Genomic DNA, 25,223 nt, shown 5'->3' with positions numbered 1-25,223 from the left:
GCCTGCCATGGGGTACAGTGTGCGACGATGCACTGCCGATCATCGGCGCGCTTCGCGGGTGTAGTTTAATGGTAGAACATGAGCTTCCCAAGCTCAGAGCGCGAGTTCGATTCTCGTCACCCGCTCCACGATGAAGGCCCTGGTCAGAGACCAGGGCCTTGCTTGTTGTCTAGACCATTTCTAGGGGCCGTGCCATTCGCGTGCCATAACGACCCTCCCGGCCTGCATCAATAGTGGATCCGTCACCCCTGAGGGCGAGCGCTCCACTACCGGGCCCGCATCGCGAGATCATTCCCAAGTGGCCTGCGTCACATGGGCGGGCGGACTGTCTACTCCTGCGCGATCAACGCCGCGCAGTCCGCGGGGCGGATGGTCCGGGCGGGCGCGGCACCAGAGGGTGAACGGTCGCGCCACCACGCCCCGAGGCTGCGGCCGACTGTTGGCGGCGTACGTCGAGATCGATGTTGGCGGCGAGCCTGCGCTGATGCTCCTTGGTGGAGTGCTGGTAGATCAGTTGCGCGCGCTCGGAGGACTGGCCGGCTCGGACCATGAGGTCCTTGAGTTTCGCGCCGGTGTCGGCGGCGAGCGTGTTTCCTGTGTGCCGCAGGTCGTAGAAGCGGAAGCCTTCGGGCAGCGCTCCACGGCTATAGCCACCTCCCCGGTTCGGGTCCCGCGTCGAGCAAGACCAGGGGCCACTCGTTCAAATTCCGGGCAGGATCACAGCCTGCCCGAGTTGCCGGCCAGCGTACGGCCCCCTGCGGATGCTCGACCCCAAACCGGGCAGGACACCGGCCAAACCCGCTCCACCGACCTCGTTTTTCAGACAGCTGGGATTGGAAGCAGCTCCACATGGGAAACATTGCTCCCTATCATCTCCGAGTCGGGGACGACGGTGAGGCAGACCAGCACGTTGTTGCTTGTCATAAGACCGTGAGGCTGGGGGGCCTGCTTGACGGCAACACATCACTACTCAGGCGACGAGTGGGAGCAGTACTGCCTGCTACTCGCCCGTCGGCACTACGGTGCAGATCGGGTCCAAGAGGTGCCAGCCCGCCACGGGGGAGACCTCGGAATCGAAGCATTCACCTTCTGCGGTCGCGCATTCCAGTGCTACGCCCCGGTAGAACCGCTCTCTACCGCCGAGAGATACGAAAAGCAGCGGGATAAACTTTCGACCGATCTGCGAAAACTCAGCACAAAACAAAAAGATCTCCACCGCCTTCTTGGTGACGTGAAAATCAATACCTATATTTTCCTCGTGCCTATTTTCGACTCGGCTCATCTCGTTCAGCACGCCAGCGCCAAGGCGGAAGAAGTGCGCTCGAAGAATCTCCCTTTCATCACAGCTGACTTCAAGGTATCCGTCGCCACAGATTCGAGCTACGCGAGAGAGCGGAGTGAAATCCTGGAACGATCTCCCTCTCTAGTCGACGTCGTCCCCACCCCTCCGGGCGAGGTCGACAGCTGGATGGAGGGGAATTCTCAGCTGGCCGAAACGGCCCTTGCGAAGCTAGCCAAACTCAGGCTCCCCCCTGGCTCCAGGCTCGCCTACCTCGAGCAGCTAGTCAATCAATTCCTCGATTCCGAAAATGCCCTCGCTCGTCTCCGCGAAAAGTATCCGGACCAATGGGAGGCCGCGACTGGGAGCAAGGTACGAAAAGAGCGCAAACTAGTCCTTGAATACCCTCCCGGGAGCACCAATAACGCGGCCGACGTCACCTCTATTGTGAAATCACTTAAGGAAGAACTTTCGCGCCAGGTGCCCGCCCTTGATGATTCTTTCATTGACGCGATGTCCTGGGGGTCTATAGCGGATTGGCTCATGCGTTGCCCATTGGACTTCGAATATAGCGAGAGTGCTACATGAGCAGTACTGCAATCCTTGAGCGAGCTTTCTCCGGAATTTCGAGCAACGTTGTCTTCACTCGCCGCCCAGACCCCATCCCGGGGGACCTACGTACAGGGTGGCGACTGGCGTCGGTTGTTCTAATCCTGCGACGCTGTCGAGCCAATACCGCCAACCTAGAACAGATCCACGTCCTGGCTTGGGCATTGAGGTCCAGTCAAGGACGCGAAGTAATCAAAGAGTGGTTCTCGGTGCATCGGAAACCGAATGGCCTCATCATTAGATATGACCCATCCACTACTCGCACAATCAACCTGGCAGTCGCCACAGGATTGGCAATGAGAAACGAAAGCTCTTCCATCACTTTAACGGAAAAGGGGGAACGCTTCGCCAACCTCTTGTGGGCCAATTTTGAGGTCCTTGCGCCAGAAAAGAATTTCCTTGCAACTCTACCGGCACGCATTACGCAAAAATCCGTGATGGAACTACTGGAGTGGAGGTCTTAGATGCTTAAAATCAGGAGACTTTCTCTTAACGTACGCACGTCTGGCCCCACATGCGGAACTGATCTAGAGTTTGGCCCCGGACTAAACATTCTTCGAGCGGACAACTCAAGTGGTAAGTCGACTTGCCTCCAATCCATCATTTACGCGCTGGGCCTGGAAGGGATGATGAGTCCCAGTCGAGATATTCCCCTTCCCCACGCCATGACCGATAGGGTCGAAGTTGATGGGCAAGAGTTCCGCGTCGAAAAGTCGAGCGTCTCGATCGAAATTGAGAACGGACAAGGGGAGATTCTTACCATCGGTCGCCCCGTAAAAGATGACCGTTTCGATAAAACACTAATAAGGACGCGCAACGGGCCCACACTTTCCCAACCTGGAGTCACCTATACCCAGCGAGAATATTTCGTCCGAAGGGGAGGTTCAGCTCAGAGGGAAGCAGGTTTTCACTACGAACTAGCCAAGTTCCTAGGCTGGGAACTTCCTAAGGTAACTCGGATGGACGGAAGTGAAGGAACTCTTTACCTAGAGTGTCTGTTCCCGTATTTCTTTGTAGAGCAGAAGCACGGTTGGTCAGGAGTGCAAGCACGCATCCCTACTTATCTGGGAATTCAAGATGTATCCAAGCGATCCGCCGAGTTCATCTTGGCGCTAGACGCAATGGACATGGTCTTGGAGTCCCAGCGGATCGAGTCTTCTATCTCTCTCATCGAGACGGACTGGAAGAATGTAGACCGGACCATCTCAGATGTAGCCACTCGCGCCGGCATCCTTGTAAAAGGAATTCCCAGAAAACCGAGCGCATCTTGGCAGCGAGCCGAACTAGTCTCTCTGGAATTGGATACAGGTTCCGGATTAATCTCTCTTGACAATGAAATTTCCCGCCTAGCCGATGAGCTGGAGGAGCAAGGGACTCAAGTTCTCACATCTATCGGCGAAGCAGCTCCAGAAATCGAAGAGTCCTTGTCACTGAATCAAGACAGAACAACAGAACTCAGCCTGGTGCTGTCTTCTGCAATTGAGGATTGGGAACAAGCTAAGAAACAAGAACAGTCACTGGAGCTCCGCATCGAAGCCTTGGAAGAGGACTTGCGCAAGCATAAAGACGCAGCCCTGCTTCAGCGACTCGGGGCTTCCAACAGTTACGGACTTGAAGAAGAAGTCTGCCCGACGTGTGGGCAGAACCTCCCTGACGGTTTCGAAATTACCGACTATCCGCTTACTATCGAGGACAACATCTCGCACCTCGAGAGGGAGCTTGCTACATTTCGCTCCATGCGATCGGACGCAAATCGCGTTGGAGAAATCAGCCACGTAAGGGTGTTCAGGATGCGCCAGGAGATGGAGGATTTGCGTGCAACAATTCGATCCCAAAAGGACGCTTTGATTAGCCCAAGCTCGCTACCTGATGCAGCTAGGCTGGCTCAACGACTTAGGGCCGAAGAAAAGCTGAACGCACTACGTGGCATTCGTGATTCCATCGAGTCATCAATAGATGAGCTTGATTCATTGGCGGTGACTTGGCAGCAAAATAAGGGAAGACTGGCCGCCCTGAGGCGCCGGGAGCAAACTGCACCTGACGAATCTAAGATTCGTTCACTCAGAGATTCCCTGACTACACAACTTGAGTCATATGGGTTCCGCTCCCTCGAACCACGAGCCATCGATGTATCCAAGAAAACATACCGACCCAATCACGAGGGGTTCGATCTGGGTTTCGACCTTTCCGCAAGCGATATGATCAGAGTAATTTGGGCATACCTGTTTTCCCTTATGGAGGTATCCCGAGAGTTTCACGCAAATCACCCTCAGCTGCTCATTTTTGACGAGCCGAGGCAACAAGAAGCGGCCCGCTTTAGCTTCCAACAACTTTTGAATCGAGCCGCTCGGAACGGTGTCGCTGGGAGCCAGGTCATTTTCGCCACGAGCGAGGAGGAGGACGATCTGAACTCGATGCTCAGGGGTCTTCCTCATCAGATGATGTCTATTCCCCGGGGAGAGAAGTTGATCAAACCCCGCGTGGTGTAGGCGGCTTACCAGGCGTTCAATCCCCTGCAGAGAAACACTCAAGCGATAGAACACCGCTAGGTTCACATAACAGCTCTGCCAGGAAGCGTCATAGTCGGCATAGGACTTGCTAGAGATCTTTAATGGTGCGGGTTACGTTGGGCCATGACGGCTGCCGTGGTCCGCTCCATTAAAGATCTCTAGCTCCTGGTCGGGGCAGGCGTGCCCGAGAGCACTCGCCTTGAATACACCTCGTTCAAGCCTGGCGATGAGAGCGCGCCCTCGGGCTCGGCCAGGGAGTCGATCGGCGGCACCGCCACGATTGGGCTGCTCTACGAGCACACTGATCGCGAGAAGCGCGGGCAGTACCGGTTTGACCTCACCTGGGACCAGCCCACCATGAGCATTGACCACTTTCACGACCAACGGTCAGCGCGGACCACGACGTATCTCGCTGGGTGTTTCAGCGCCTACTGGTACTCAGCGAACGGACAGCACGCGTGAGAACGGCCCCCGATCGATTCACCTGGTCAGGGGCCGTTCAACCGCGGTGGGTGTGGGATTTGAACCCACGGTGACATCGCTGCCACAATGGTTTTCAAGATCGTCGCCATCAGAGCATGGGGCTGGCGGTGTTCAAGCGCCCACGGGCTCCTGGTTTTGGGACCAAAGGGTGAGCTGAATGCGGTGTGTACGGCTATCTCCACGAGTGTGCGATGCCTCGGCAGCCGCCTCGGCACCGCTCAACCACGGCAGCACCTGCACCTTGAACCCTGCCCGGCCAACTGCCTTCGACTCCCGTATCACAGCAATGGTCAACTCAATCTCCACCGAACTGATGGCCAGACCGAAGCCGCCACCTCCCTCGCCGGTGCGCTGCTGCGCTGCTAGGAGATCTCGGCTTACCTCTCGAAGAACCTCGTCAAGGCGGAATCCGTTTGCCACTTCGTTCCCCATGCCTAGCACGCTACGACGGAACGTCTCCGAGCACTCCGCCGGAATACTCCATCTGGATAGAGCAGCGCAGTACCGCAGCGCAACTCCAGCAAGCGCTCCGTCCGGTGGCCTCCCTCGCAGGCCCCGTAACTGCCGGAATGCCCCGGTGACCCATCCCGCTGGCGTTGTGGATCAGAGGTTCTCCGTGCCACGACCGCGCCAGATCGAGCGGGGAATCACGGGGAGCTGCGGCTACCACCAGAGGTCACAGCCAGCAGATGCCGAAGTGGGCACGCCTTCAGAAGGCGTGCCCGACGAGTCCAACAATCAAGGTCAACAGCGGGTGCCAGAATGAGCCCAAGGCTTCAACCTGGCACCCTTTGCCGCTAGTCAGGTCGCCAACTACGCCCAGAAGCACGGTGATTTACAAACTCAGAGCACGAGTGCGATTCTCGACACCCGCCCTTCGAAGAAAGGCACAGGTCAATGGCCGAGAGTCGGGCCCCCTGGACCGAACTGCTCGCGGGCTCAACGTCGCCCACCCGCTCGATGGCGGGTGCTCGATCCTCCTAGAGCGCTGCTCCCAGGGACCACCCGGGGAACCTCGTCTCCACCGCGCTCAAACTCACCACCCCCCGGGGGATCGGGCTTCAGAGCGTGCCAAGCACACGGCCTCTGTCCCAGGCGTCGCGTATCAGGTTCTGGTCAAGCAGCGGGGCCTGAACAGCCATGGCCGATCCGGGGGGATCCTTGCACAGCACGACCCCACCCGTTGGCATCACCACACCGCCTTGACGACCCCCCAGGAAGATGAGGTGCCGGTCGTGGAGTTGTTTGCGATCTCCTGGATGCATTGTCTTGATAGCGCAGTCCAGCGCAGTGAAGGCAGCCATTGCGGAGGCGTCAACTCTCTGGGCCTGGTCCTTGGCAATCAGCATCCGGATCCGGGTGCTGCAGGTCGCACGAACGGCCTGGACGAACCGCAACAGCGTTGGTGGGTCGACGGCCAAATAACGGTCCACCCACACGACCGCGGGTGCACCGGAGAGAAGCCCGCAGAAGGTGGCGACCGACTCCACCCAGTGATCGGGCCATGTGGGTGCCCGGCCGTCCAGCTCGGCGAGGGCCGCGCTAGACCGCAATGCGCTCACCACGTCATACCGCCCGTCGCTCGCCGAGAAGACCAAGGGAGCCAGGGCTTCGGCCGCGAAGTCGTCTGGAGGTAACGTGGCAGGTCCGTCGCGCACCACCTCCTTGATCCATTGGACGGCATCCCACGGCACGTCTTGGACCCAGTGAGGGGCACGCAGCTCAGCTGCCGCACGGACCTGGTGGAGGGCCGGCCTGCCCAGGACTGAGGTCACCATCCCCAGCAGCGCGGTATTGCCTCCTACGGCTGCGACGGCATCCACCGACTGGGTGCAACCGACGGCCCTGAAGTCGGCCTCTACTGTGCCAGGCAGAGGGATCACCCGAGCACGCGCCACCAGTGGAGAACCGCTGCTGACCAGGTGCATGCTTCGCGCCCAGCGTCCCGTCAGCAAGGCGCCGATGTCCACAGCGCCCTCGCCGTCGACCAGCAAATGCAGCAACTGCCTCTGCAGCCGCAGTCCGCGCGACCGGCGAAGGGCGTGTGGGTAGTCATCGAAGAGGAGATGTGCCGTACCGTGCCTGTCGAGCGCCTCGCGGACCCGCTTCTGGAAGTCCTCGCCGCGCTTTTCCTGGTCCTGCTCGGTGTAACTGCGCCCCCGGGTGGGCACGCTGGTACCCGCCAACTCCCGGTCCACCGCGTTGAGGAGAGTGGTCTTGCCCGAGCCGGGCACCCCTCGGACGATGACGATCTCCCCATCGATCAAGTACTCGCATACAGCCTGAACCCATTGCCGCTGCGACGGCAAGAGCTTCATTTCACCACCAGTGCCCGCATGGCGTGGATCCGCGGTGCCCAGTTCTCGTCAGTAATGCCGTACGACATCAGGTGCGCCGCCATGTCGGGCTCGTTCCGAGCCCATTCCTTAGCCTCTGAGCTCTCCTGCGGATCGTCGGACCACAACAGGGGAAGCATGGCGGCTTCGTCTCCGAACCATTCGGTGAAGGAAGCCAATACGTCCGCCACCTCCGACTGGGGCGTGTTGGGACCCCGCATCTCTGACGCCTCTTCCAGCGCGAAGAGTGGGACATGCCAGGGGATCTCCCTCCGGGGGCGCTTGCGGGCCGCGACAGAACACGCCTTCCGCGTGAGGAGTGGGTGGCCGCCGAACTCTTCGAAGAGGAAGTCGATCGTGCGATGGTCCGAGTAGCGCAGCGCCATACGCTTGCCGAGACTACGGACCATCTCCCCCATCTCGCTGCGCTTCATCGGGGAAAGGAAGGCCAGCCTCGCGAACTTGTACAGCAGGTTGTCACGCCCTTCGAGGAGCGGCCTCTCAAAGATGGCGGGATCCACCCCAGCGCAGACAATACCGATACCGTGCTTACCTTCGGCCTCGCGGCTCTGGACCACACCACGCAACTGGATGAGACACCTCATCACCGCGGCTGCCTGTTCCACGCCGAGATTGGAGCGGCTAGGCCACGCCTGGTCAATCTCGTCAATGAACAGTTCCAAGCGGTCTGGCAGCGCATCCAAGAGGACATTTAGATCGCGAATCCAGTAGCCGCTTGTCTGAACTGCCGGATTGGGGTTGCCATCCCGGGTGAGCGTCATCAAACGAGGTAGCTTTTGCCCAAGCTGCCGGACGATCTCGTGGCACTTCTCCAGCAAGGCAAGCTGGAACGCCTCGGCTGTCTGCAACACGCTGATGTCCAACCAGATCACTGGCTTGCCAATACGTTCACGCTGTCGAGCCACAAAGTTGAGCAGCGAGGTCTTGCCCGCCTTGCGAAGTCCAAAGATCCCGACAGATTGCCCCCGATCCAAGGCGAAATCGAGCTCTGCCACCTCGGCCTGCCGGCCGTAGAACGCCGCGGGTTCGGTGATGGGACGTGTTAGATCGTAGTGGTCGTGAGTGACCATGATCTCCGCAATGCGATCGCGGAGCCCTATACCCGACGCGTTGATCAGCTCGTCCGAGTTAATTGTCAAGATAGCGAGCTGGCCACGGCGCCGTTTAACAAGGTCGGCCGCGCCCGGATCTGAAGTCAGCAGGATGGCGAAATCCGGGTCGACCCGGGCGTCGCGGTCGTGCAGTCGTTCTGCGACCAGGGTAAGAATTCGCGGTTCCACCCTCTCATACGAGGCAGAAAGACAAAGGACATCAAGGCGTAGGTCGAAGGTCTCTCCGACATTGGTGGGCAGGGTGATGTAGATCCACCAGCGCGCCCTGTCCGATTGATCCTCTTTGAATCGATATGCCTCTGCGCCCATATCCCGTAGGAGCTTGTTGAACTCCCGTCCGCCGGGGACTCGCTGCTCGAACTTCGCCCTATGCGCTGCCAGGACTTGCTGGTTACGGGTATTGGCCACGTACGCCTCTCAGCGGGGAGTCTTACCCACATGCTAGTGAGCGCGGCGGGAGTCTGCCGCGGTTTCCTCGAGAGCAACAGAGTTGGCGAGGTGGACGCCCTCCGCCCCGAGGTCGGGGGAGAATAGTTCGGAGGCCGGATCGCCGCACACTTGCCTCGATCATTCATGAAGGCCCGTCAACAAGCTGACGAGCCCTCGTGAACGATCGAAACTAATCACAGGCGGTACTGCCTCAGAATCGTTCGGGAGGTTCCTCAAAGAACTACGGGGAAGTTCATCGAGCACTATCTCTCAGTCTCCGGAGACGTCGCGGAACGACGACCCGTCGACTGCTTGGAGTGCTACGCGAAGCTCCACGAGGCACTGAGTGGCCTGCAACCCGGGACGCCGCACCGGACCGCGAAGGGCTTGCGTCCGCGCGAGTGTCGAGCTCCCACAGCGTCAGCCCCGGTAACAGAGGCCACGCGAGCAGCCAGCCGGCCCCGATACTCAGCGGAAGCCCGATCCCCAGCAGACGCCCGGGCAGGAACCCACCGGTCCGAAGGTCTCGTCTGCGCACCGTCATGGCATCCGTGAAGAGCAGCAGCGCCAGGGTGACTTCGAGGAGCGCGACGATCGGCGCGGCGTCGTGCGTCAGGTCGACGATGTCCAGCACCGCCGGCCCGATAAGGACGCCGGCACCGACGAACACCATCGCCGACGAGACCGGGGTCGTGGAAAGCCGCCGCGAACCCAGCGCGTACGCGGCGGTGACAGCGGCCACCGCAGCGCCTGTCCAAGCACCACTGCTCATGTCCAGACCTCCGAGTGATCGCCCGTGGCCCCCTTCTACAGGTCGGCAAACCGCTGTCGGCCGACGTCGAGGGGGACACGCCGGGCAGCGCCCGCTCAGCGATGGAACAGCGCTTCGCCGTCGGTCGGGAAGGCTGGGCACTGTCACACCACCGTCCGGGCCACGCGCCGACAGCCTCCTCCTGCAAGCGGGAGGTAGGGCGCTGTCCGGCGACAAGCCTGTGAACCATCACCTCCGAGCGCCCTGGCTGGGAGCCGAGAGCGGAGGAACGAGCCGGTGGACGGACCCGGCCGAGATGCTGCCCGATCCACGGTCCGGGAACCTGCGCCGGCGTCGATGTCGTCGGCGAGCCGACGCTGGTGCTTCTTGGTGGCTTGCTGGTAGATCAGCTGGGCCTGTTCCGAGGGCTGGCCGGCGCGGACCATGAGGTCCTTCAACTTGGCGCCGGTGTCGGCGGCGAGGGTGTTGCCGGTGTGCCGGAGGTCGTGGAAGCGGAACTCCTTCGGCATGCCGACCGCGTCGCGAGCCTTACGCCACTTCCGGTCGAAGGTGGTGCCGCACAGGGCGGCGCCCTTCTCGCCCACAAAGACGAGGCCGTCCGGTCCGTCCTGGGCAAAACACTCCAGGTGCCGGCGGACGTCACGGAGGATGAAGCCGGGCAGCATGATCTCCCGTTTGCCCGCACGGGACTTGGGGTCCCCGATCACCCGGTGGCCGGTGTTCAGTTCCGGCCCCTTTTCCCCGTACCCGCACCCGCACCCGCACCCGCACCCGCACCCGCACCCGTCCAGATGATGCCGAAGGTCGGTCCGGATAAAGACCGACAGGACCACGACCCGTTCGCCCACTCTGACTTGGTGTCGCCCGGAGCACGGCGCCCCGCGGCCAGCTCGGGCGCCGCCATGCGGACGCGGTTGGTCAGCTCGTCCAGCCCCCGGCCCAGCGCGGGTTGCGTCGGATCAGGTCGTCCTCGATCGCACGGTTTCCCAAGCTGACAGCCGTTGGCAGGGCGGGCCAGGGGGCTGCACATCCCGCCTGGTCACCGAAGGCCACATGCGTTTCAGTGGCTGGTCCTAACCTGATCCCCGCGCATTCGTGAAGAGGGGGCTACATGCCAAAGGTGCCCGAAAGTAGGCGTATCGGACGCATGGCAGTGAATGAGGTGCGTTCGCTGCTGGAACGGCACGGCCACATCGTGCAGGAGATAGACGGCGGCAACGACCACGGCGAGGATCTGCACATCACCTTCGTCGATAACGGACATCGGACGGAGGATTCTCTGACCGTGCAGGTGAAGGGCGGAGTCTCGACCCGAACCAGACGCGGGCACCGCGTACCGGTCGGCAATCATGGGGACAACTGGCGCGACGGCAGCCTTCCCGTTCTCTGCGTGGTCCACGATCCCGAGCGCGGCGGGCTTTTCTGGGCCAATGCGACGCGTCAGCTCCGCCGGGGCAGGGCGCTGCGCAAGAAAGTGAAGTCGATCGTCGTCTCCCGGGAGTCCGTACTGGACGACGCGAGCCTTAACGCGTTCGTACAGGTCATGCGGCGCTATCTGGCACGGGAACGCGAGGGAGTCGGTAGGTGGGCGGATATGGCGAACGTCGAGTTCGCTCCGGACGACATCGTCAAACCCTTCGAGAACGAGGCCCATGAACCCATGGTCTTCTGGCAGCGTCGCGGTGAGCCGTATGCGGTCCTTCTCCACCACGACCTGGATTGGGAGCCGGTGCGTATCCAGGAGGGGATGCTCCGTTTCGAGCCAATCCCCTGGGTCGGCAACGTCATCCTCGACATCGCGGAAGCGCACTGGCTGATGGGCTGTTTCAAATCTACGGAGTGGTGGCGACGACCAATCGACCATCACGACTCAACTGGGCCCCTCCAGTCTTCCAGCCAGCCGTGAGCTACGGGACAGCCCGTCCGGGCCCTTCTCGACGACGGCCCGCCCATCGGAAGTACCACGGGAGAGGCCCATCTACACGAGAGTGGGCAGGGCAAGCACGAGGGTGATCGAGATGCAGATGCCAAGGATGAACTTCCGCCACCTGAAAGGACGTCGCCGACCCCTGGCATCCACGAGCTGCGCGATCCAGGCAGCTAGGAGCACGCAGAGTGACCCTAGGGAGGCATGCCCGAGATGGCCGCCCTGCAGCGCCGTGGAGAGGTAGAAGACGCCCGCCATCTGAACAGCGACCGTAAGCACTACGACAGCCAGGACGATGCCAGCCTTCCTCTCGGCCGCCGCCTCCTCCGGGGTAACGATCCTGACTCGCACGTATCGAGGCATCGCTCTCCAACCAAGTCGAGAACAGACCGTATTGGTAATCACGAACCCTAGCGAGATCCACGCCCACGACCCCAACCATGAGCCATCACCCCTGGCACACGATGCGCACGCCTTGCCTGTCGACGGAGAGGCAGCCACGGTTCCTACAAGTCGCGCCGCTCGTCGAGGCCGAGGAGGGGAGGCACGTCGCGACGTGTGGCGGTCCATCCATAGTGTGTGGCCAGCGTCACGGAGAGTGGCGATGGGCAGCAATACACAAGCCCTTACGCGCATACTCCAGTATGCTTGCCGCATGTCCTCAACGACTCGCATCACCGTCACGCTCCCCAGCGATCAGGTGGCGGAGCTCCGCAAGCTCACGGACAACGTTTCCGGCTATGTAGCGGAAGCCGTGGCCCGCCAGATCCGGCACCAGCTTCTGGGCGACGACCTTCGTCGGCACGAGGAAGAGCATGGAGGCTTCAGCGACGAGGAGCTCGCCGAGGCCCACGCGAAGATCTTTGGCGCCGTCAGTTCCTCCAAGGGCACGGACGCCGCGTGAGCGAACGCATCGAAACCGTTGTCCTGGACTCGGAAGGACTCTCCGCCTGGATCACGCAGGACCGCAAGTTCCTCGCGATGCTTCAGGTCTTCCACGACATGGGAGCTGACCTCGTGATCGGGGCTAACACCATCGTGGAAGTCAGCCACTCCCGTACCAACATTCCCCGCCTCAACTGGGCCCTGTCCCGTATCAAGGTAGAGCCGGTCACCGAGCAAGCAGCCAAAGCGGCAGCAGAGCTCCTCAAAGGCGCCGGGCTGCACGGACACAAGTACGCCATCGACGCCACGGTCGCCGAGGTCGCGCTCCGCCAGCCGAAACCCGTCGCCCTACTGACGTCCGACAGCGACGACATGGCCAAGCTCTGCGGCAACCAGGTCCGCATCATCCCTCTCTGACCCGCCAGCCCACCGGAGCATGCACCTCGGCAGCGTGTGATCGCGCGATTCGAACCTGATTACCCTCACCAGGCAGGAGGGCGAGACTGGTCGCCTCCCTCGATCACCTTCGGCCAGTCAACGGGGGCACCATCCGTCCGGCTCAGGATCCCGGGGCCGGGTGGGAACTCTTCGTCGTGCGGTCCGGACCAGTAGGCCCACCGCGTGCGCGGAAGGGGTATCTCCACCAGCTTGCCGTCGTGGATCATTCACAGCCCGAAACAGTCATCCTCCTCGTCATGTATCAGGAGCTGCACCATCTCCGGGCGGGGCCACGGCAAAGACTCCAAGTGCTTGAGAAGTCCGGATCTGTTGCGCACCCGCACGAACTCCGTACCCCATCCGAATCCCCAGGTCTCACCTGGGCGCATCTCAAAGAACACGCCGTTCCAGGTACGTCGCGAGGGCCGGCGACGGCCTTCCCGAGTCGCTGCGCGAGCCGATGGCGAACGTCCTGGCAACCACGCCGACACAGTGCACGAGGGGTCACCAGCAGCGTGGACATGCGCTCTCTGCCGGTGCCGCAGAACGACATGCCTCACGGTGCGGGGTGGAACGCGCCGACCAGGCGAAGCTGGACCTACGGCACGCCGTCGAGGCATTCATGCGCACGTGCATGGCGGAGACCCTGAAGACCCTGAACTGCAGCTGACGGTCACGGAATATAATCGTCCACGTCTTCCGGCGCTGGGTGGCCGTCGTTTCAATTGATTGCAAGGGCATGAACCGGCGCCCGGACTGGATCAACGAGTGAACGACGCCGGCGGGGAAACGGTCGAGCAGCAGGCGTACATCACGCGCTTCCTCCTCGACTACACAGCGGTGCCCCTTGCCGGGGGGACCTTCCTGCGCGGTGTGCTGCCGGCGCGGGATGCGGTCCGGGTCGTGACCGGAGCCGCCTCCACGGTGGCGCCACACGAACTGGTCGCCTATGAAGTCCCGTTGTCGGACGAGGACAATGAGCCGGTGACCGCCCCGCTGGTTCTTGGCTGGACACGCACGGTCGCATCCGGCCCTCTCCCCCACACGGACGCGACCGTCATGGGCATGCCCCTGGTCCCGGTGGACACCGCCGTCCTCGAACCCGCCGACTCGACCAGTACGGATCAAGCGCTGCGCGTGCTGCGCACGTTGGCCTGGCCGTTCGTCGAGACCCCGCCCAGCCCAGCACTCTGCGGGTTCCTCTTCACCGGACAGGACAGCATGCGCCTCTACCTCGCAGTCGAGAACGCCGACGGCCTGATCGCGGCCGACGTACATCTCACCGGCGCGTTGACCGCCCTGCTGGCCGCGCTGCCCTCGCTCATCGGCGAAGAGGAACGCTGGGTGACAGACACATCCGACCCCCACTGTGTCCACGCAGTCGACCTGACCGGATGGTAACGACCGGCCATCGTCGCTTGCTTGCAGACGTGCTCGCCGTTGGCGGTGCATACCCTCTGGCTCTTACCGGCGGCTACGCGGTCCAGGCTCACGGCCTGGTCGACAGGCGCAGCCAGGGCCTCGACGTCGCGACCGAGAACCCCGACCGAGTGGAGGACCGCTGCTGCGTCATGGCCGATGCAAGGTCCGGTCACGCAGCGGTGTGAAGTCCCATTGCAGCCTCTGCTTCTCATCCACTACGGGCCTGTAGTCGTTGAGGGGCTCGTTGGTCTCGAGAGACGTGGCGATCGCCTCCATGAGCGTCGGCAAGGACGTCCACTTCTCGTGTGATCGGCGCATGACACCTTCCGTGGACTCGGCTTCGTGGACGCGCCCCCGGTCGATCTCGGGACGGTGGTCCAGTACCAGGTAACCCCCGCCGCACTCCCTCGCGATGGGGATCAACTGCGGATGTCCGTACAGGACGCTACTCGACCCGATCTTCATGAAGTGGTAGTCCACCTCCTCCCCTTCTTCATCCGCCGTGCGCTTGTCGTAGAAGCCGGTGAAAAGTTGCCAAGCAGCCGCTATCTCGTGTGTGCTCATCGGCCGGTATGACCCTGGCAGTAGCGGGCACCACAAGTCGAGGAGACCGTCGTGCCGCAGCAGTGACGTCACCAAGGGCCTCAACAGCGGTCGGCCTATGAGGCGTTCGATCGCGGCGATGTCCGCCGGGTCTGCGGGCGGTGCCAGCGCGGCGTAGGTCGTCGGCGCGTGCTCGGTCAGCCAGTTCTCGATGCGTGTCCACGACTCACTGATCGGTGCTGTCATGGCACGGCATCCTGCCACCCGGTACTGACAGCCTCCTGGCACAGCCAGATGGTCGCCGTGATCCGGATGTATCCGACTGGGCCGAGTCGCGTTGATGGAGGTTTATTGACCGATCGTTCTGCATTGGCTTATGGTCTCCGATGTGGCCAGGACCAAGGAATTCGATCCGGACGCCGCTCTGCAGTCGGCCCTTGAGCTGTTCTGGCGGCGCGGTTACGAAGCGACGTCGATCGCCGACCTCGTCGAGCACCTCGGCATCGGTCGCGCCAGCATCTACGCCACCTTCGGCAACAAGCACGAGCTGTACCTGAAGGCCATGGACCGGTATTCCGAGGGGCGTGATCCGTTCCTCCTCACCGAGCTGTCCCAACCGGGGCCCGCGCTGCCCGCCGTGCGGGCGGTGGTACGCCACTTCGCGGCGGAAGCAGCCTCCCCCGAGGGCAGGCTGAATGGCTGTCTCATCACCAACACGGCGGCCGAACTGGCCCCGCACGACCCTGCCGCGGCCCGCCGGGTCGAGGTCAGCTGGGAGCACTTCGAGACGCTGCTGCAGTCCGCGCTCGTACGGGCCCGGGCCCAGGGCGAGCTGCCAGAGCACCGCGATCCGCGCGCGCTGGCCCGCATGCTGCTCGTCCTGCTGCAGGGCATACGGATCGTCGGCAAGGCGTCCAGCGATCCCGCCCGGGTGCGGGACGCGGCCGAGCAGGCACTGACCCTGCTGGACTGAGTCGCACGCGCCGAGACTGCCGAGGCATCCTTGCATGCCCGAATAATGGACCGATCGATCAAGTATAAGGAGGGGTATGACCACGGGGGGAGCCACCCACGTCGTCGACGTGCAGCACCGATACGCCTTCGTCCTTCTCGGAAGCGTCCAGACCACGCTGATCTTCACGCTCGCCGCGATCGCTGTACCGCTGCCTCTCATCGGCCGGGAATTCGACTTGCAGCGGGCCGACTTGATCCTGCTCAGCGCCTCGTACGGACTGACCTTCGCCGGTCTGCTGCTCTTCGGTGGCCGTCTCGCCGACCGCTACGGCGGGCGGCGCACCCTCGCCGTCGGCCTTCTCCTCTTCGCCGCCGCCTCGGCCGCCGCCCCGTTCGCTCCCGGCATCGGGGCCCTGCTCGCGGCACGCCTCGTACAGGGCGCGGGCGCGGCCCTTGTCGCGCCCGCTGCCATGGCGGTGCTGCGCATCCTCTTCCGCTCCCCCGCCGCGTACGGCAGGGCGATGGCCACCTGGGGCGGACTCTCCGTACTCGGCGCGACCGCCGGCAATCTGCTCTCCGGCGTCATCCTGTCGTGGCTTTCGTGGCGTTGGACCTTCGCCGTACCACTCGTGGTCGCGGTCACCGCCCTGGCCCTCGCGCCCCGGCTGCTGCCGCGCACCGCTCCGAACCGGGGCAGGACTCTCGACCTGCCGGGTGCGCTGCTCGCCACCACCGGGATCACCCTCGCCAGTTACGGGCTCGTCGTCACCGACGTCCGGCCCTGGTCGTCGGCCGGTGTGCTCGTGCCACTGCTCGGCGGAGCCGTACTGCTCGCCGCGTTCCTGTACGCCGAGCGTCACGCCCGCGACCCGCTGCTGCCGGCTCGCTTCCTGCTCGACCGACGGCGCGCCCTCGCCCTCACGGCCATCGCGCTGAGCGCCTGCGCCACGGCGATGACCTCCGTGGTCCTCTCACTCCACCTCCAGCAGACACGCGACTGGTCACCGCTGCAGACCTCGGCCGCGTTCGTGCCGTTCGCCATCGCGCTGATCGCCTCGGGCCGGGCGGCAGGGCCCCTCGTCATCCGGTACGGGGCCGGCGCCGTCACGACCGCCGGACTCGGCACCGGCGCGGCAGGGCTCATCCTCCTCGCCTCCACCGGACTGCATCCACAAACTCCGTACGCGTACGGGCTGTTGCCGGGCCTCGTGTTGCTGTCGGCCGGCGCCGCGGCCTCCTTCGGCGGAGCCGCCGTGCTCGCCACCGAAGGCGTACCGCCGCACCAGACCGGGCTCGCGGGCGGTGTGCTGAACAGCGCGATGGAGCTCGGCCCGACCGTCCTGTTCGTCCTCCTCCTCACCCTCGGCGGCGACGCCCTGTCCCTGGCCGCGACGGGGTCCGCCCTTGCCGTCGCAGCCTTCCTGAACCATCGCACCGACTGATCCACCACATAAAGGAGTTGCCGAACAATGAACCGCTTCACTGGCAAAACCGTGCTCGTCACAGGTGCGGGCTCCGGTCTCGGCCGCGCGATCGCGCTCGCCTTCGCCGCCGAGGACGCATCCGTGATCGCCGCGGGTCGCACCGCGGCCTCCCTGGACGAGACGGTCGGCCTCATCGAGGCGGCCGGCGGCACGGCTGCCGCCATCACCGTCGACGTCACGGACTCCGGCCGGCTCCGGGACCTCGTACGCGAGAGTGTCACCCGCTTCGGCGGGCTGGACATCGCCGTCAACAACGCCGGGATACTCCGTGGCACCGTCCCCGTCGGAGAGGTGAGCGATGAGGACTGGGACGCGGTGCTGCGGACCAATGTCACCGGCGTCTGGCTGGCCATGAAGCACGAGATCGCACACATGAAGGAGAACGGCGGCGGGGTCATCGTCAATATCTCCTCCAACCTCGGCGCACACATGCGCATCCCGAACGCAGCCGCGTACATCACCTCGAAGGCAGCCGTCTCCGCACTGACCCGCGCCGCCGCTCTCGACCACATCCACCAGGGCATTCGCATCAACGCGGTCAGCCCTGGCGCCTCCGCCGCTCCCATGTCGCTACGGCCCGGCGAGACCGACGCCGACCGTGCCGAGCGGATGAAGTCGGAGAACCCGCTCGGCCGGGTCGCGGAGGCCGAGGAAGTGGCTGCTGCGGTGCTCTACCTCGCCTCGCCCATGGCCGGCGCGGTGGTCGGCACCGACCTGGTCGTCGACAGTGGGTCAGCGGCCTGAGGGTTCGTAGGCAGGGGGTATCGGACGGGGGCAGCGGCCGGGGGCATCGGCCTGACGGTTCGCAGGCAGGGAGCATCGGGCGGGGGCTGCAGTCTGACGGTTCGCAGGCAGGGAGCATCACTGCTGCGTTCGCGCCCCGTCCGTGCCCCCTCCACAGGGCATCTGCGCAGGTCAGGATCGAGGGGAGCCTCGTCGCGTACTCCTCACTGCTCACCGGAGAGCGCTGCCTCCCTGCCGTTCCACCCCCGGGGGAGCCTAGGATCGCAAGCATGGCCCTGACCATGAGTGACGTGGACCGGTTCGAGACGTCCAGGCCCCGGCTGGAGGCGATTGCCTACCGGCTGCTCGGCTCGGCGAGTGAGGCTGAGGATGCCGTACAGGAGACGTTCCTGCGCTGGCAGGCAGCCGACGTCGGGCGGATCGAGGTGCCGGAGGCCTGGCTGACGAAGGTCCTCACCAACTGGTGCCTCAATATGCTCACTTCGGCACGTGCCCGGCGCGAGACGTACGTGGGGAGGTGGCTGCCCGAGCCGCTGCTCGCCGGGGACTCGATGCTCGGCCCGGCCGACACCGCCGAGCAGCGCGAGTCGGTGTCGTACGCCGTCCTCGTCCTGCTGGAGCGCCTGTCGCCCAACGAGCGGGCGGTGTACGTGCTGCGCGAGGCCTTCGACCACCCGCACCGGGAGATCGCCGAGATCCTGGAGATCACCGAGGCCGCCAGCCAGCAGATCTACCACCGGGCCAAGAAGCACCTCGCGGACGGCAAGGCGCGCACCGAGATCGACGAGGCCGCCGCCCGGAGAATCGTCGAGGAGTTCCTGGCCGCGGCGACCACCGGCCGTACCGAACCCCTCGTACGCCTGCTCACCCAGGACGCCGTCTCGGTCGGCGACGGCGGCGGGAAGGTACCGGCCCGCGCGAAGGCGTTCGAGGGCGCGCTCGCGGTCGCCACGTTCATGCGCGGTCTGTTCAAGCCCGCCGCGGCCAAGCGGGCACTTGTCGGCGGCGCGCCCGAGATCTACGCATCGACCGCGAACGGCGGGCCCGCGATCGTGGCGGTCGTGGACGGCCGGGTCATCGGGATCGCCTGCCTGGAGGTCACCGCGGAGGGCATCGCCGCGGTCCGCAACCAGGTCAACCCCGACAAGCTCGTGCGCGCGACCGAGCGGTGGGCCGCAGCGGACCACGGGGAGGCCCCGCTCCACACCCTCTGAGGTGATGTGACGCAAGTCACATTCCGATCCTGTCAGGGAACGGGGGGCTGTCCGGTTCAAGGGGCGAAACCACGCCGGACAACGGCAGCCCCCGCCCAGACAGGAGCACGGACATGCAGCACCGCATCGTCGTCCTCGGAGCCGGCTACACCGGCGCCAGCGCCGCCGGCCGCCTCGCCAAGCGGCTGCACCACGAGGACGTCACCATCACCCTCGTCAACCCCGAGCCCGACTTCGTCGAGCGCGTCCGGCTGCACCAGCTCGCGGCCGGCCAGGACCTCAGGCCCCGGCCGTTCGCCGAGATGTTCGCGGGCACGGGTGTGGAGCTGAAGCTCGCGAAGGTCACCGCCCTGGACGTGGACCGCAAGACGGTGACGGTCACCGCCGCGAACGGCTCCGAGCCGGAGCAACTGGAGTACGACACCCTGGTCTACGCCCTCGGCAGCAGCTGGAACGACGGGGGCGCCCCCGGCGCCGCCGAGCACGCCCACGAGATCTCCAGCCGCCCCGGCGCCCTCCGTCTCCGCGATCGCTTGGCCACCCTGAACGCCGGCCGGCCCGTGGTCGTGGTCGGCGGCGGCCTGACCGGCCTGGAGGCCGCGACCGAGATCGCCGATGCCCGCCCGGACCTCGATGTCGCCCTGGCCTCCCACGGTGTCCTCGGCGACTGGCTCTCGGAGAAGGGCCGCGCCCACCTGCGGAAGGTGGTGGACAAGCTCGGCATCACGGTCCACGAACACGCCGCGGTCGACGCCGTGGAGGCGGACGGCGTGACGACCGCCGACGGCCGGACCATTCCCGCCGCGGTCACGGTCTGGACCACCGGCTTCGCCGTCCACCCGATCGCCCGGGCCACCGCCCTGGAACTCGCCGACCACGGCCGGATCGTGGTTGACACCACGATGCGCTCGGTCTCCCACCCGGACGTGTACGCCGTGGGCGACGCGGCGATGGCGACAGGCCCGGGCGACAAGCCCCTGCGTATGTCATGCGCTTCGGGCGTCCCCATGGCCTGGCAGGCCGCCGACGCCATCGCCGCCCGTCTCACCGACACCAAGGTCCCCAGCGTCTCCATCCGTTACTTCCAGCAGTGCATCTCCCTCGGCCGCAAGGAGGGCCTGATCCAGTTCGTCACCGCCGACGACCGAGCAGTCGACAGCGCCCTGACGGGCCGCGTGGCCGCCTTCTACAAGGAACTGATCTGCAAGGGTGCGGCCTGGGGCGTCGCCAACCCGACAACGGGCATTCCGTCCCGGCGCCGACGTGTCGTACGGCAGGAGGCCCGGAGCCGCGTACGGGACGAGGCAGCGGCCTGACCTCGCCGGGGATCTACTCTCGGATGCGCCGGGTGACTCCCGAGCTCGGAGCGCGAGTTCGGTTCTCGTCACCCGCTCCATGAAAGAGAGGCCGGGATGAAGGATCTTGTCGTGGACGACGCCGTGCGCTCAGCGGCGGCGGTCCGGCTCGAGGAGCACCGGGACGAGTTGACCGGCTACTGCTACCGCATGCTGGGTTCGCTCTTCGAGGCGGAGGATGCCGTCCAGGAGACGATGGTCCGGGCGTGGCGGAACTTCGGCCGGTTCGAGGAACGGTCGTCAGTGCGGACTTGCGTCTACCGCATCGCCACCAACGCATGCCTGGACGCACTCGCCGCCGGCAAGCGCCGCGCTCGCCCCATGGACCTCTCCGGCCCGACCAGCGGGGCCACTTCACCGGGCGCTCCGATGGAGGCCGCCCTGTGGATCGAACCGTGTCCGGGCAGTCCGGCGTCCACGACCGGTGACCCCGCGGAGGCAGCGGCAGCGGCGGAGACGGTGCGCCTGGCGTTCGTCGCCGCGCTGCAGCACCTGCCGCCCAAGCAACGGGCGACTCTGCTCCTGCGGGACGTCCTGGCGTTCTCCGCCCGCGAGGTCGCCGACCTGCACGGCTCCACCGTCGCCTCGGTCAACAGCGCACTGCAACGCGCCCGTGCCACGCTGGCCACCCGCCGTGAAACGACAGGCGAGGCGGCCACCCCACCGTCCGACGCGGTCCAGCGGGCGCTCGCCGAGCGGTACGCCGCAGCCTTCATCGGCTTCGACATGGAGGAGCTGAACATGCTGCTCCACGTGGACGCCACCCTGTCCCTGCCTCCGTACGCCCTGTGGATGCGGGGAGTCTCCGACATCCAGGCGTGGCTGACCGGGCCCGCGATCGGCTGCCGTGGATCACGCCTGATCCCGGCCGTGGCCAACGGTTCACCCGCGTTCGGCCAGTACCGGCCCTGCCCCGACGGGACGGGCTACGAGCCCTGGGCGCTCCAGGTCATCGAGGTCTCCGGCGACCGCATCACCGGCATCAACGCCTTCCGCGACACCGAGCGCCTGTTCCCGCTCTTCGGTCTGCCCGCGCGTATCGGCCCGGACGTCACTTCCGGCACCGGCGCACCCGAAGGCCGCCACCGTCCCGGCCCGGCCCACCATCCGAAGGACCCCGCATGACGTGGTCGGAGCACACCGTCGTCCGTGAGGGCGTCCGCATCTCCTGCCGTGACTGGGGCGGATCGGGGCCACCCGTCGCCCTGCTGCACGGGCTGGCCGGCCATGCGGGCGAATGGGACGCCATCGCCCGGGACCTGAGCCCCCGTTACCGGGTCGTCGCCGTCGACCAGCGCGGCCACGGTGCCAGCGAGCGGCGCCCGCGGGACGTGTCCCGGGCGGCGTACGTCGCGGATGCCGTCGCCGTACTCGAACAGCTCGGCCTCCAGCAGCCCGTCCTGGTGGGCCAGTCGCTGGGCGGCCACGCCGCCATGCTCGCCGCCGCCGCGCATCCCGGCCTCTTCCGTGCGCTCGTCCTGGTGGAGGCGGGCCCCGGCGGAGCGGACCGTGACACGCAGGCAGAGATCGCCGGATGGCTCGAATCCTGGCCCAGGCCGTTCCCGTCGCGGGAGGCTGCCGTCGAGTTCTTCGGCGGCGGTCCGGTCGGCGAGGGATGGGCGGCCGGCCTTGCGGAACGCGACGGTGGCTGGTGGCCGCGCTTCGACTCCGACGTGATGGTCGGGTCGCTGACGGAGAATGCCCAGCGGTCCTTCTGGGACGAGTGGTCGGAGGTGACCTGCCCGACCCTGGCCGTCCTCGGCCAGTCCGGCATCATCTCGGCCGGGGAGATCGACGAGATGCTCCGGCTACGGCCGGAGACGGTGGCCTTGAGCGTCCCCGGGACGGGACACGACGTTCATCTGGAGCGACCGGACGTCCTTCGGCACGTACTCCGTGGGTTCCTCGGAGAGGTGACGTGACCTCTCCGGGGGTTCCTAGGCGAGGTCACGTGACCCTGAGGCGGCTGCTCGCCTGAGTACCGGTGCGGGTGAGCCTCACTCACCGCACGGGGAAGCCGAAGGCGTACCCCTCCTGTTTCAGCCAGGGCAGCACCTCGCGCAGAGCGGCCACGGTCTCGGAGCGTTCCCCTCCCGCGTCGTGGAAGAGGACCGTCGGCCCGTTGGTGATCTCGCGCTTGACGGTGGCGACCATGGTGTCCGCACCCGGATGCTCGAAGTCCTTGGTGTCGACGTTCCAGCCCAGCGGACGCATCCCCCGGGACGCGGCGAGCTGTCGGCTGTACGGGGTGAAGGCACCGCCCGGGGCCCGGTAGTACTGCGACCGGACGCCCCCGGACGCCTTGATGATCATGCGTTCGGCATCCAGGATCTGCTGGGACTGGTAGGCCTCGGACTTGGTGTCCATGGTGGTGTCGTGCGAGACGGTGTGGTTGCACAGTCGGTGCCCGTCCGCCACGACCGCCTTGACCAGGTCCGGGTACGCCTGGGCCTGCGTGCCCACCATGCAGAACGTGGCCTTCACACCCCTGTCCTTCAGCAGTTTCAACACCTGCGGCGTCCAGACCGGGTCCGGTCCGTCGTCGATCGTGATGTTGACGCCCCGGGCCCCGCGGTCCGATGCGTGCGCGATGTCCGCAGCCACCGGCCGGACTTCCGGCGCCGAGACACGCGCCTGCGGCTGCCGTCCTCCGGTGGTGTCGGCCTGCGCGGTCCACATCGAGGTGGCGGCGGCCACCGCTGTCACCCCGAGCCCCGCCGCGAGAAGCCGGCCGTGACGTCCCCTCCCCTTGTGCCGTGCCATGTCAGCCCGCCCCTTCGCCGTCTCCCCGATGCCGTGCACCCATGAGGACATGCGAACGCCCTTACAAGCTGCCTCTGTTACCGATCGAAGACGAATCCAGAGGGGGCCGGCGACAAACAGAGGAGTTCCGCGACAGACGAGGGACGCAACGGCCTGACCGGCTGTCCCCACCGGGCATTCGCTGCGCATTTCGACGAATGCGCCGTGTTGTTCGGGTGACAACCGTTCGCGCCGCCCGTATCCGGTGCCCATCGGGGTCCATACCTGACCCCATGGACAGGAAACCGCCGAGACGAACGGTGCGTGTTGCGGTGCGAAGAGAGAATTCCGGATCCTTTCGATCCTTTCGGCGTCGCGTGGTCGCCGGATGCTGTGCCCTGCTGCTCCTGGCGCTGACGTCGGGCGCGGCAGCCCAGGCGGTCTCGTCGCCCGACGGCGGCGGTTCCGGCCGGCTCGACCCGCGGATCACGGAGATCATGCGGAAGCCGGACTACCCCAACGCCCAGTGGGGCCTGCTCCAGCGCGACCCGGACAGCGGGCGGGTGGTCCACAGCCGGTTCGCCGAGCAGTTCTTCGTCCCCGGGTCGGTGGCCAAGCTGTTCGGCGTGTCCGGCGCGTGGAAGACCCTCGGCGGCGACCACCGCTTCCGGACCCCGGTCTACGCGGTCGGCGAGCGCCGCGGGAGCACCCTGGAGGGCGATCTCGACCTGGTCGCGCAGGGCGACCTCACCATGGGCGGAAGGACCCGCCCCGACGGCACGGTCGACTACACCGATCTCGACCACACGTACGCCAACGACTTCCCCGGCGCCACGCTCACCCCGGAGAACCCGCTCGCGGGGATCGACAGGATCGCCCAGCAGGTACGCCGTTCCGGCATCACCCGCGTCGACGGCAACGTGGTCGTCGACGACCGGCTCTTCCGGCCCGAGCCGGTCTTCATCCCCGACCCGGCACCGCTGATCATCAACGACAATCTGATCGATCTGCTGACCACCCCGGGCGCCCGGCCCGGCGCGCCCGCGCGGCTGGACTGGCGGCCGAAGGTCGCCCCGTACCGCGTCACGTCGACGGTCAGGACCGTGGCGGCGGGCGAGCCGACCGACATCGAGGTGACGACTTCCAAGAACGGCACCAGGATCCAGCTGTCCGGCACCATCGCGGCGGACTCCGAACCGGCGCTGAAGGTCTCCGACATCGCCGACCCCGCGGCCTTCGGACGCACCGCGCTGATCGAGGCGCTCGGACGGGCCGGGGTGGAGGTCACCGCAAGACCGACGGGAGCCAACCCGGTCGACCGGCTGCCCGACGGGTACGAGGGCCGGCCGCGCGTGGCCCAGTACACTTCCCCGCCCTACACCCAGTACGCCAAGCTCATCTTCAAGGTCAGCCACAACCTGGGCGCCAACCTCGCCATCTGCCTGATGGCCGTCGCGAAGGGCAGCCAGGAATGCATGGACGGCTTCCCGGTGCTGGCCGACTTCCTGGACCACGCGGGCGTCGACCGCAAGCAGGTGCAGCTCCTGGACGGCCGGGGCGGCAACCCCGTCGACCGCACCACGCCGAAGGCCGTGGTGCAGATGCTGACGTACTGGCATCGCACCCCCGAGGCGGAGGTCTTCCGGAACGCGCTGCCCATCCTCGGTGTCGACGGTCTGCTGGCCGAAAACTGCACCGACTGCCCCGCGCGCGGAAAGGTGTTCGCCAAGACCGGCGCCGCCGTCGGTCTTGACGCGCTCAACAACCGCCTGGCCATCGGCGCCATCACGATCGCCGGCTACCTGGACAAGGGCAACGGCCGCTTCGACGTCTTCTTCGCCGGCGTCAACGGCGCATCGACCCCGACGACCGACGTCAACGGCGTACTGGACATCGCCGACGACCTCGCCATGATCTCCGCCTACCTCCAGGAGGCGGCTGCGCGGCGAAGGGACTGAGAGCGC

The 25,223-nt window shown here is 65.4% G+C and carries 21 protein-coding genes, 1 tRNA gene and 2 pseudogenes; 16 read left to right on the top strand and 8 right to left on the bottom strand.

Translation table 11 applies throughout. The features are described from left to right. The first annotated feature begins 54 nt into the window (after window positions 1–54). Window positions 55–128 (top strand) — tRNA-Gly (locus tag ACWGO0_RS00560). 215 nt (window positions 129–343) lie between these two features. On the opposite strand, the pseudogene ACWGO0_RS00555 reads toward ACWGO0_RS00560, so the two are convergent. Next, window positions 344–634: pseudogene (locus ACWGO0_RS00555) on the bottom strand (tyrosine-type recombinase/integrase); the annotation flags it as partial. 315 nt (window positions 635–949) lie between these two features. Here ACWGO0_RS00555 and ACWGO0_RS00550 point away from each other — a divergent pair. From ACWGO0_RS00550 to ACWGO0_RS00540, 3 genes are all read left to right on the top strand, one after another. Further along, complete coding sequence (locus tag ACWGO0_RS00550; protein WP_453525753.1) at window positions 950–1,867, top strand: hypothetical protein; 918 nt, start codon at window positions 950–952, stop codon at window positions 1,865–1,867. A gap of 485 nt (window positions 1,868–2,352) precedes the next feature. Next, the gene (locus ACWGO0_RS00545; protein ID WP_453525750.1) at window positions 2,353–4,377 is read left to right on the top strand and encodes an AAA family ATPase; all 2,025 of its coding nucleotides are present in this window, start codon (window positions 2,353–2,355) and stop codon (window positions 4,375–4,377) included. Between the two features lie 201 nt (window positions 4,378–4,578). Further along, entirely contained in the window at window positions 4,579–4,860 is a 282-nt protein-coding gene (locus ACWGO0_RS00540) for a hypothetical protein (RefSeq protein WP_453525747.1), read from the top strand. Window positions 4,861–4,992: 132 nt separating this feature from the next. On the opposite strand, the gene ACWGO0_RS00535 is transcribed toward ACWGO0_RS00540, so the two are convergent. From ACWGO0_RS00535 to ACWGO0_RS00520, 4 genes and pseudogenes are all read right to left on the bottom strand, one after another. Further along, window positions 4,993–5,313, bottom strand: a complete 321-nt coding sequence (locus ACWGO0_RS00535) for a trypco2 family protein (protein ID WP_453525744.1) — start codon at window positions 5,311–5,313, stop codon at window positions 4,993–4,995. 629 nt (window positions 5,314–5,942) lie between these two features. Next, a complete protein-coding gene (locus ACWGO0_RS00530) occupies window positions 5,943–7,199 on the bottom strand; it encodes a hypothetical protein (protein WP_453525741.1) in 1,257 nt (418 codons plus the stop codon). Next, complete coding sequence (locus ACWGO0_RS00525) at window positions 7,196–8,758, bottom strand: hypothetical protein (RefSeq protein WP_453525738.1); 1,563 nt, start codon at window positions 8,756–8,758, stop codon at window positions 7,196–7,198. Before ACWGO0_RS00525 ends, ACWGO0_RS00530 begins: the two co-directional genes overlap by 4 nt. A 936-nt stretch (window positions 8,759–9,694) precedes the next feature. After that, window positions 9,695–10,285 (bottom strand): annotated as a pseudogene (locus ACWGO0_RS00520) (tyrosine-type recombinase/integrase); the annotation flags it as partial. Window positions 10,286–10,698: 413 nt separating this feature from the next. Between ACWGO0_RS00520 and ACWGO0_RS00515 the strand changes: the two are divergent. Further along, complete coding sequence (locus tag ACWGO0_RS00515) at window positions 10,699–11,457, top strand: DUF4365 domain-containing protein (RefSeq protein ID WP_453525736.1); 759 nt, start codon at window positions 10,699–10,701, stop codon at window positions 11,455–11,457. Window positions 11,458–11,529: 72 nt separating this feature from the next. Here ACWGO0_RS00515 and ACWGO0_RS00510 read toward each other — a convergent pair whose 3' ends face one another. Further along, window positions 11,530–11,829 (bottom strand): hypothetical protein, encoded by a 300-nt coding sequence (locus ACWGO0_RS00510; RefSeq protein WP_453525733.1) that lies wholly within the window; start codon window positions 11,827–11,829, stop codon window positions 11,530–11,532. A 304-nt stretch (window positions 11,830–12,133) separates the two neighbouring features. Here ACWGO0_RS00510 and ACWGO0_RS00505 point away from each other — a divergent pair, with 304 nt between their 5' ends. From ACWGO0_RS00505 to ACWGO0_RS00495, 3 genes are all read left to right on the top strand, one after another. Then, entirely contained in the window at window positions 12,134–12,382 is a 249-nt protein-coding gene (locus ACWGO0_RS00505) for a hypothetical protein (protein WP_453525730.1), read from the top strand. After that, complete coding sequence (locus tag ACWGO0_RS00500) at window positions 12,379–12,780, top strand: PIN domain-containing protein (protein ID WP_453525727.1); 402 nt, start codon at window positions 12,379–12,381, stop codon at window positions 12,778–12,780. The genes ACWGO0_RS00505 and ACWGO0_RS00500 overlap by 4 nt, the downstream gene beginning before the upstream one ends. Window positions 12,781–13,569: 789 nt before the next feature. Then, complete coding sequence (locus ACWGO0_RS00495) at window positions 13,570–14,202, top strand: hypothetical protein (protein ID WP_453525724.1); 633 nt, start codon at window positions 13,570–13,572, stop codon at window positions 14,200–14,202. A 168-nt stretch (window positions 14,203–14,370) separates the two neighbouring features. On the opposite strand, the gene ACWGO0_RS00490 is transcribed toward ACWGO0_RS00495, so the two are convergent. Next, complete coding sequence (locus tag ACWGO0_RS00490; RefSeq protein WP_453525721.1) at window positions 14,371–15,012, bottom strand: SMI1/KNR4 family protein; 642 nt, start codon at window positions 15,010–15,012, stop codon at window positions 14,371–14,373. Between the two features lie 142 nt (window positions 15,013–15,154). On the opposite strand from ACWGO0_RS00490, the gene ACWGO0_RS00485 reads away from it, so the two are divergent. The 7 genes from ACWGO0_RS00485 (at window position 15,155) to ACWGO0_RS00455 (ending at window position 22,439) form a co-directional block, all read left to right on the top strand. Next, window positions 15,155–15,739: a TetR/AcrR family transcriptional regulator gene (locus tag ACWGO0_RS00485; protein ID WP_453525719.1), complete on the top strand. Its 585-nt coding sequence runs from the start codon at window positions 15,155–15,157 to the stop codon at window positions 15,737–15,739. A 76-nt stretch (window positions 15,740–15,815) separates the two neighbouring features. Further along, window positions 15,816–17,162, top strand: a complete 1,347-nt coding sequence (locus ACWGO0_RS00480) for an MFS transporter (protein ID WP_453525716.1) — start codon at window positions 15,816–15,818, stop codon at window positions 17,160–17,162. A 27-nt stretch (window positions 17,163–17,189) separates the two neighbouring features. Further along, window positions 17,190–17,948, top strand: a complete 759-nt coding sequence (locus ACWGO0_RS00475) for an SDR family NAD(P)-dependent oxidoreductase (RefSeq protein WP_453525713.1) — start codon at window positions 17,190–17,192, stop codon at window positions 17,946–17,948. A 269-nt stretch (window positions 17,949–18,217) separates the two neighbouring features. After that, a complete protein-coding gene (gene sigJ, locus ACWGO0_RS00470) occupies window positions 18,218–19,162 on the top strand; it encodes an RNA polymerase sigma factor SigJ (protein WP_453525710.1) in 945 nt (314 codons plus the stop codon). Window positions 19,163–19,275: 113 nt separating this feature from the next. Beyond that, window positions 19,276–20,478, top strand: coding sequence for an NAD(P)/FAD-dependent oxidoreductase (locus tag ACWGO0_RS00465; RefSeq protein WP_453525707.1), 1,203 nt, complete (start codon window positions 19,276–19,278; stop codon window positions 20,476–20,478). Window positions 20,479–20,574: 96 nt separating this feature from the next. After that, window positions 20,575–21,642, top strand: a complete 1,068-nt coding sequence (locus ACWGO0_RS00460; protein ID WP_453525704.1) for a sigma-70 family RNA polymerase sigma factor — start codon at window positions 20,575–20,577, stop codon at window positions 21,640–21,642. Then, window positions 21,639–22,439 (top strand): alpha/beta fold hydrolase, encoded by an 801-nt coding sequence (locus ACWGO0_RS00455; RefSeq protein ID WP_453525701.1) that lies wholly within the window; start codon window positions 21,639–21,641, stop codon window positions 22,437–22,439. The genes ACWGO0_RS00460 and ACWGO0_RS00455 overlap by 4 nt, the downstream gene beginning before the upstream one ends. A gap of 79 nt (window positions 22,440–22,518) precedes the next feature. Here ACWGO0_RS00455 and ACWGO0_RS00450 read toward each other — a convergent pair whose 3' ends face one another. Continuing rightward, window positions 22,519–23,280: a polysaccharide deacetylase family protein gene (locus ACWGO0_RS00450; protein ID WP_453526373.1), complete on the bottom strand. Its 762-nt coding sequence runs from the start codon at window positions 23,278–23,280 to the stop codon at window positions 22,519–22,521. Window positions 23,281–23,636: 356 nt separating this feature from the next. Here ACWGO0_RS00450 and dacB point away from each other — a divergent pair, with 356 nt between their 5' ends. Then, window positions 23,637–25,217: a D-alanyl-D-alanine carboxypeptidase/D-alanyl-D-alanine endopeptidase gene (dacB, locus tag ACWGO0_RS00445; protein ID WP_453525698.1), complete on the top strand. Its 1,581-nt coding sequence runs from the start codon at window positions 23,637–23,639 to the stop codon at window positions 25,215–25,217. The last annotated feature ends 6 nt before the right edge of the window (window positions 25,218–25,223 follow it).

The organism is Streptomyces sp. NPDC055749, from assembly GCF_053617235.1.
The sequence above is the reverse complement of the archived record's forward strand: the minus strand, read 5'-3'. Positions and strand labels throughout refer to the sequence as shown.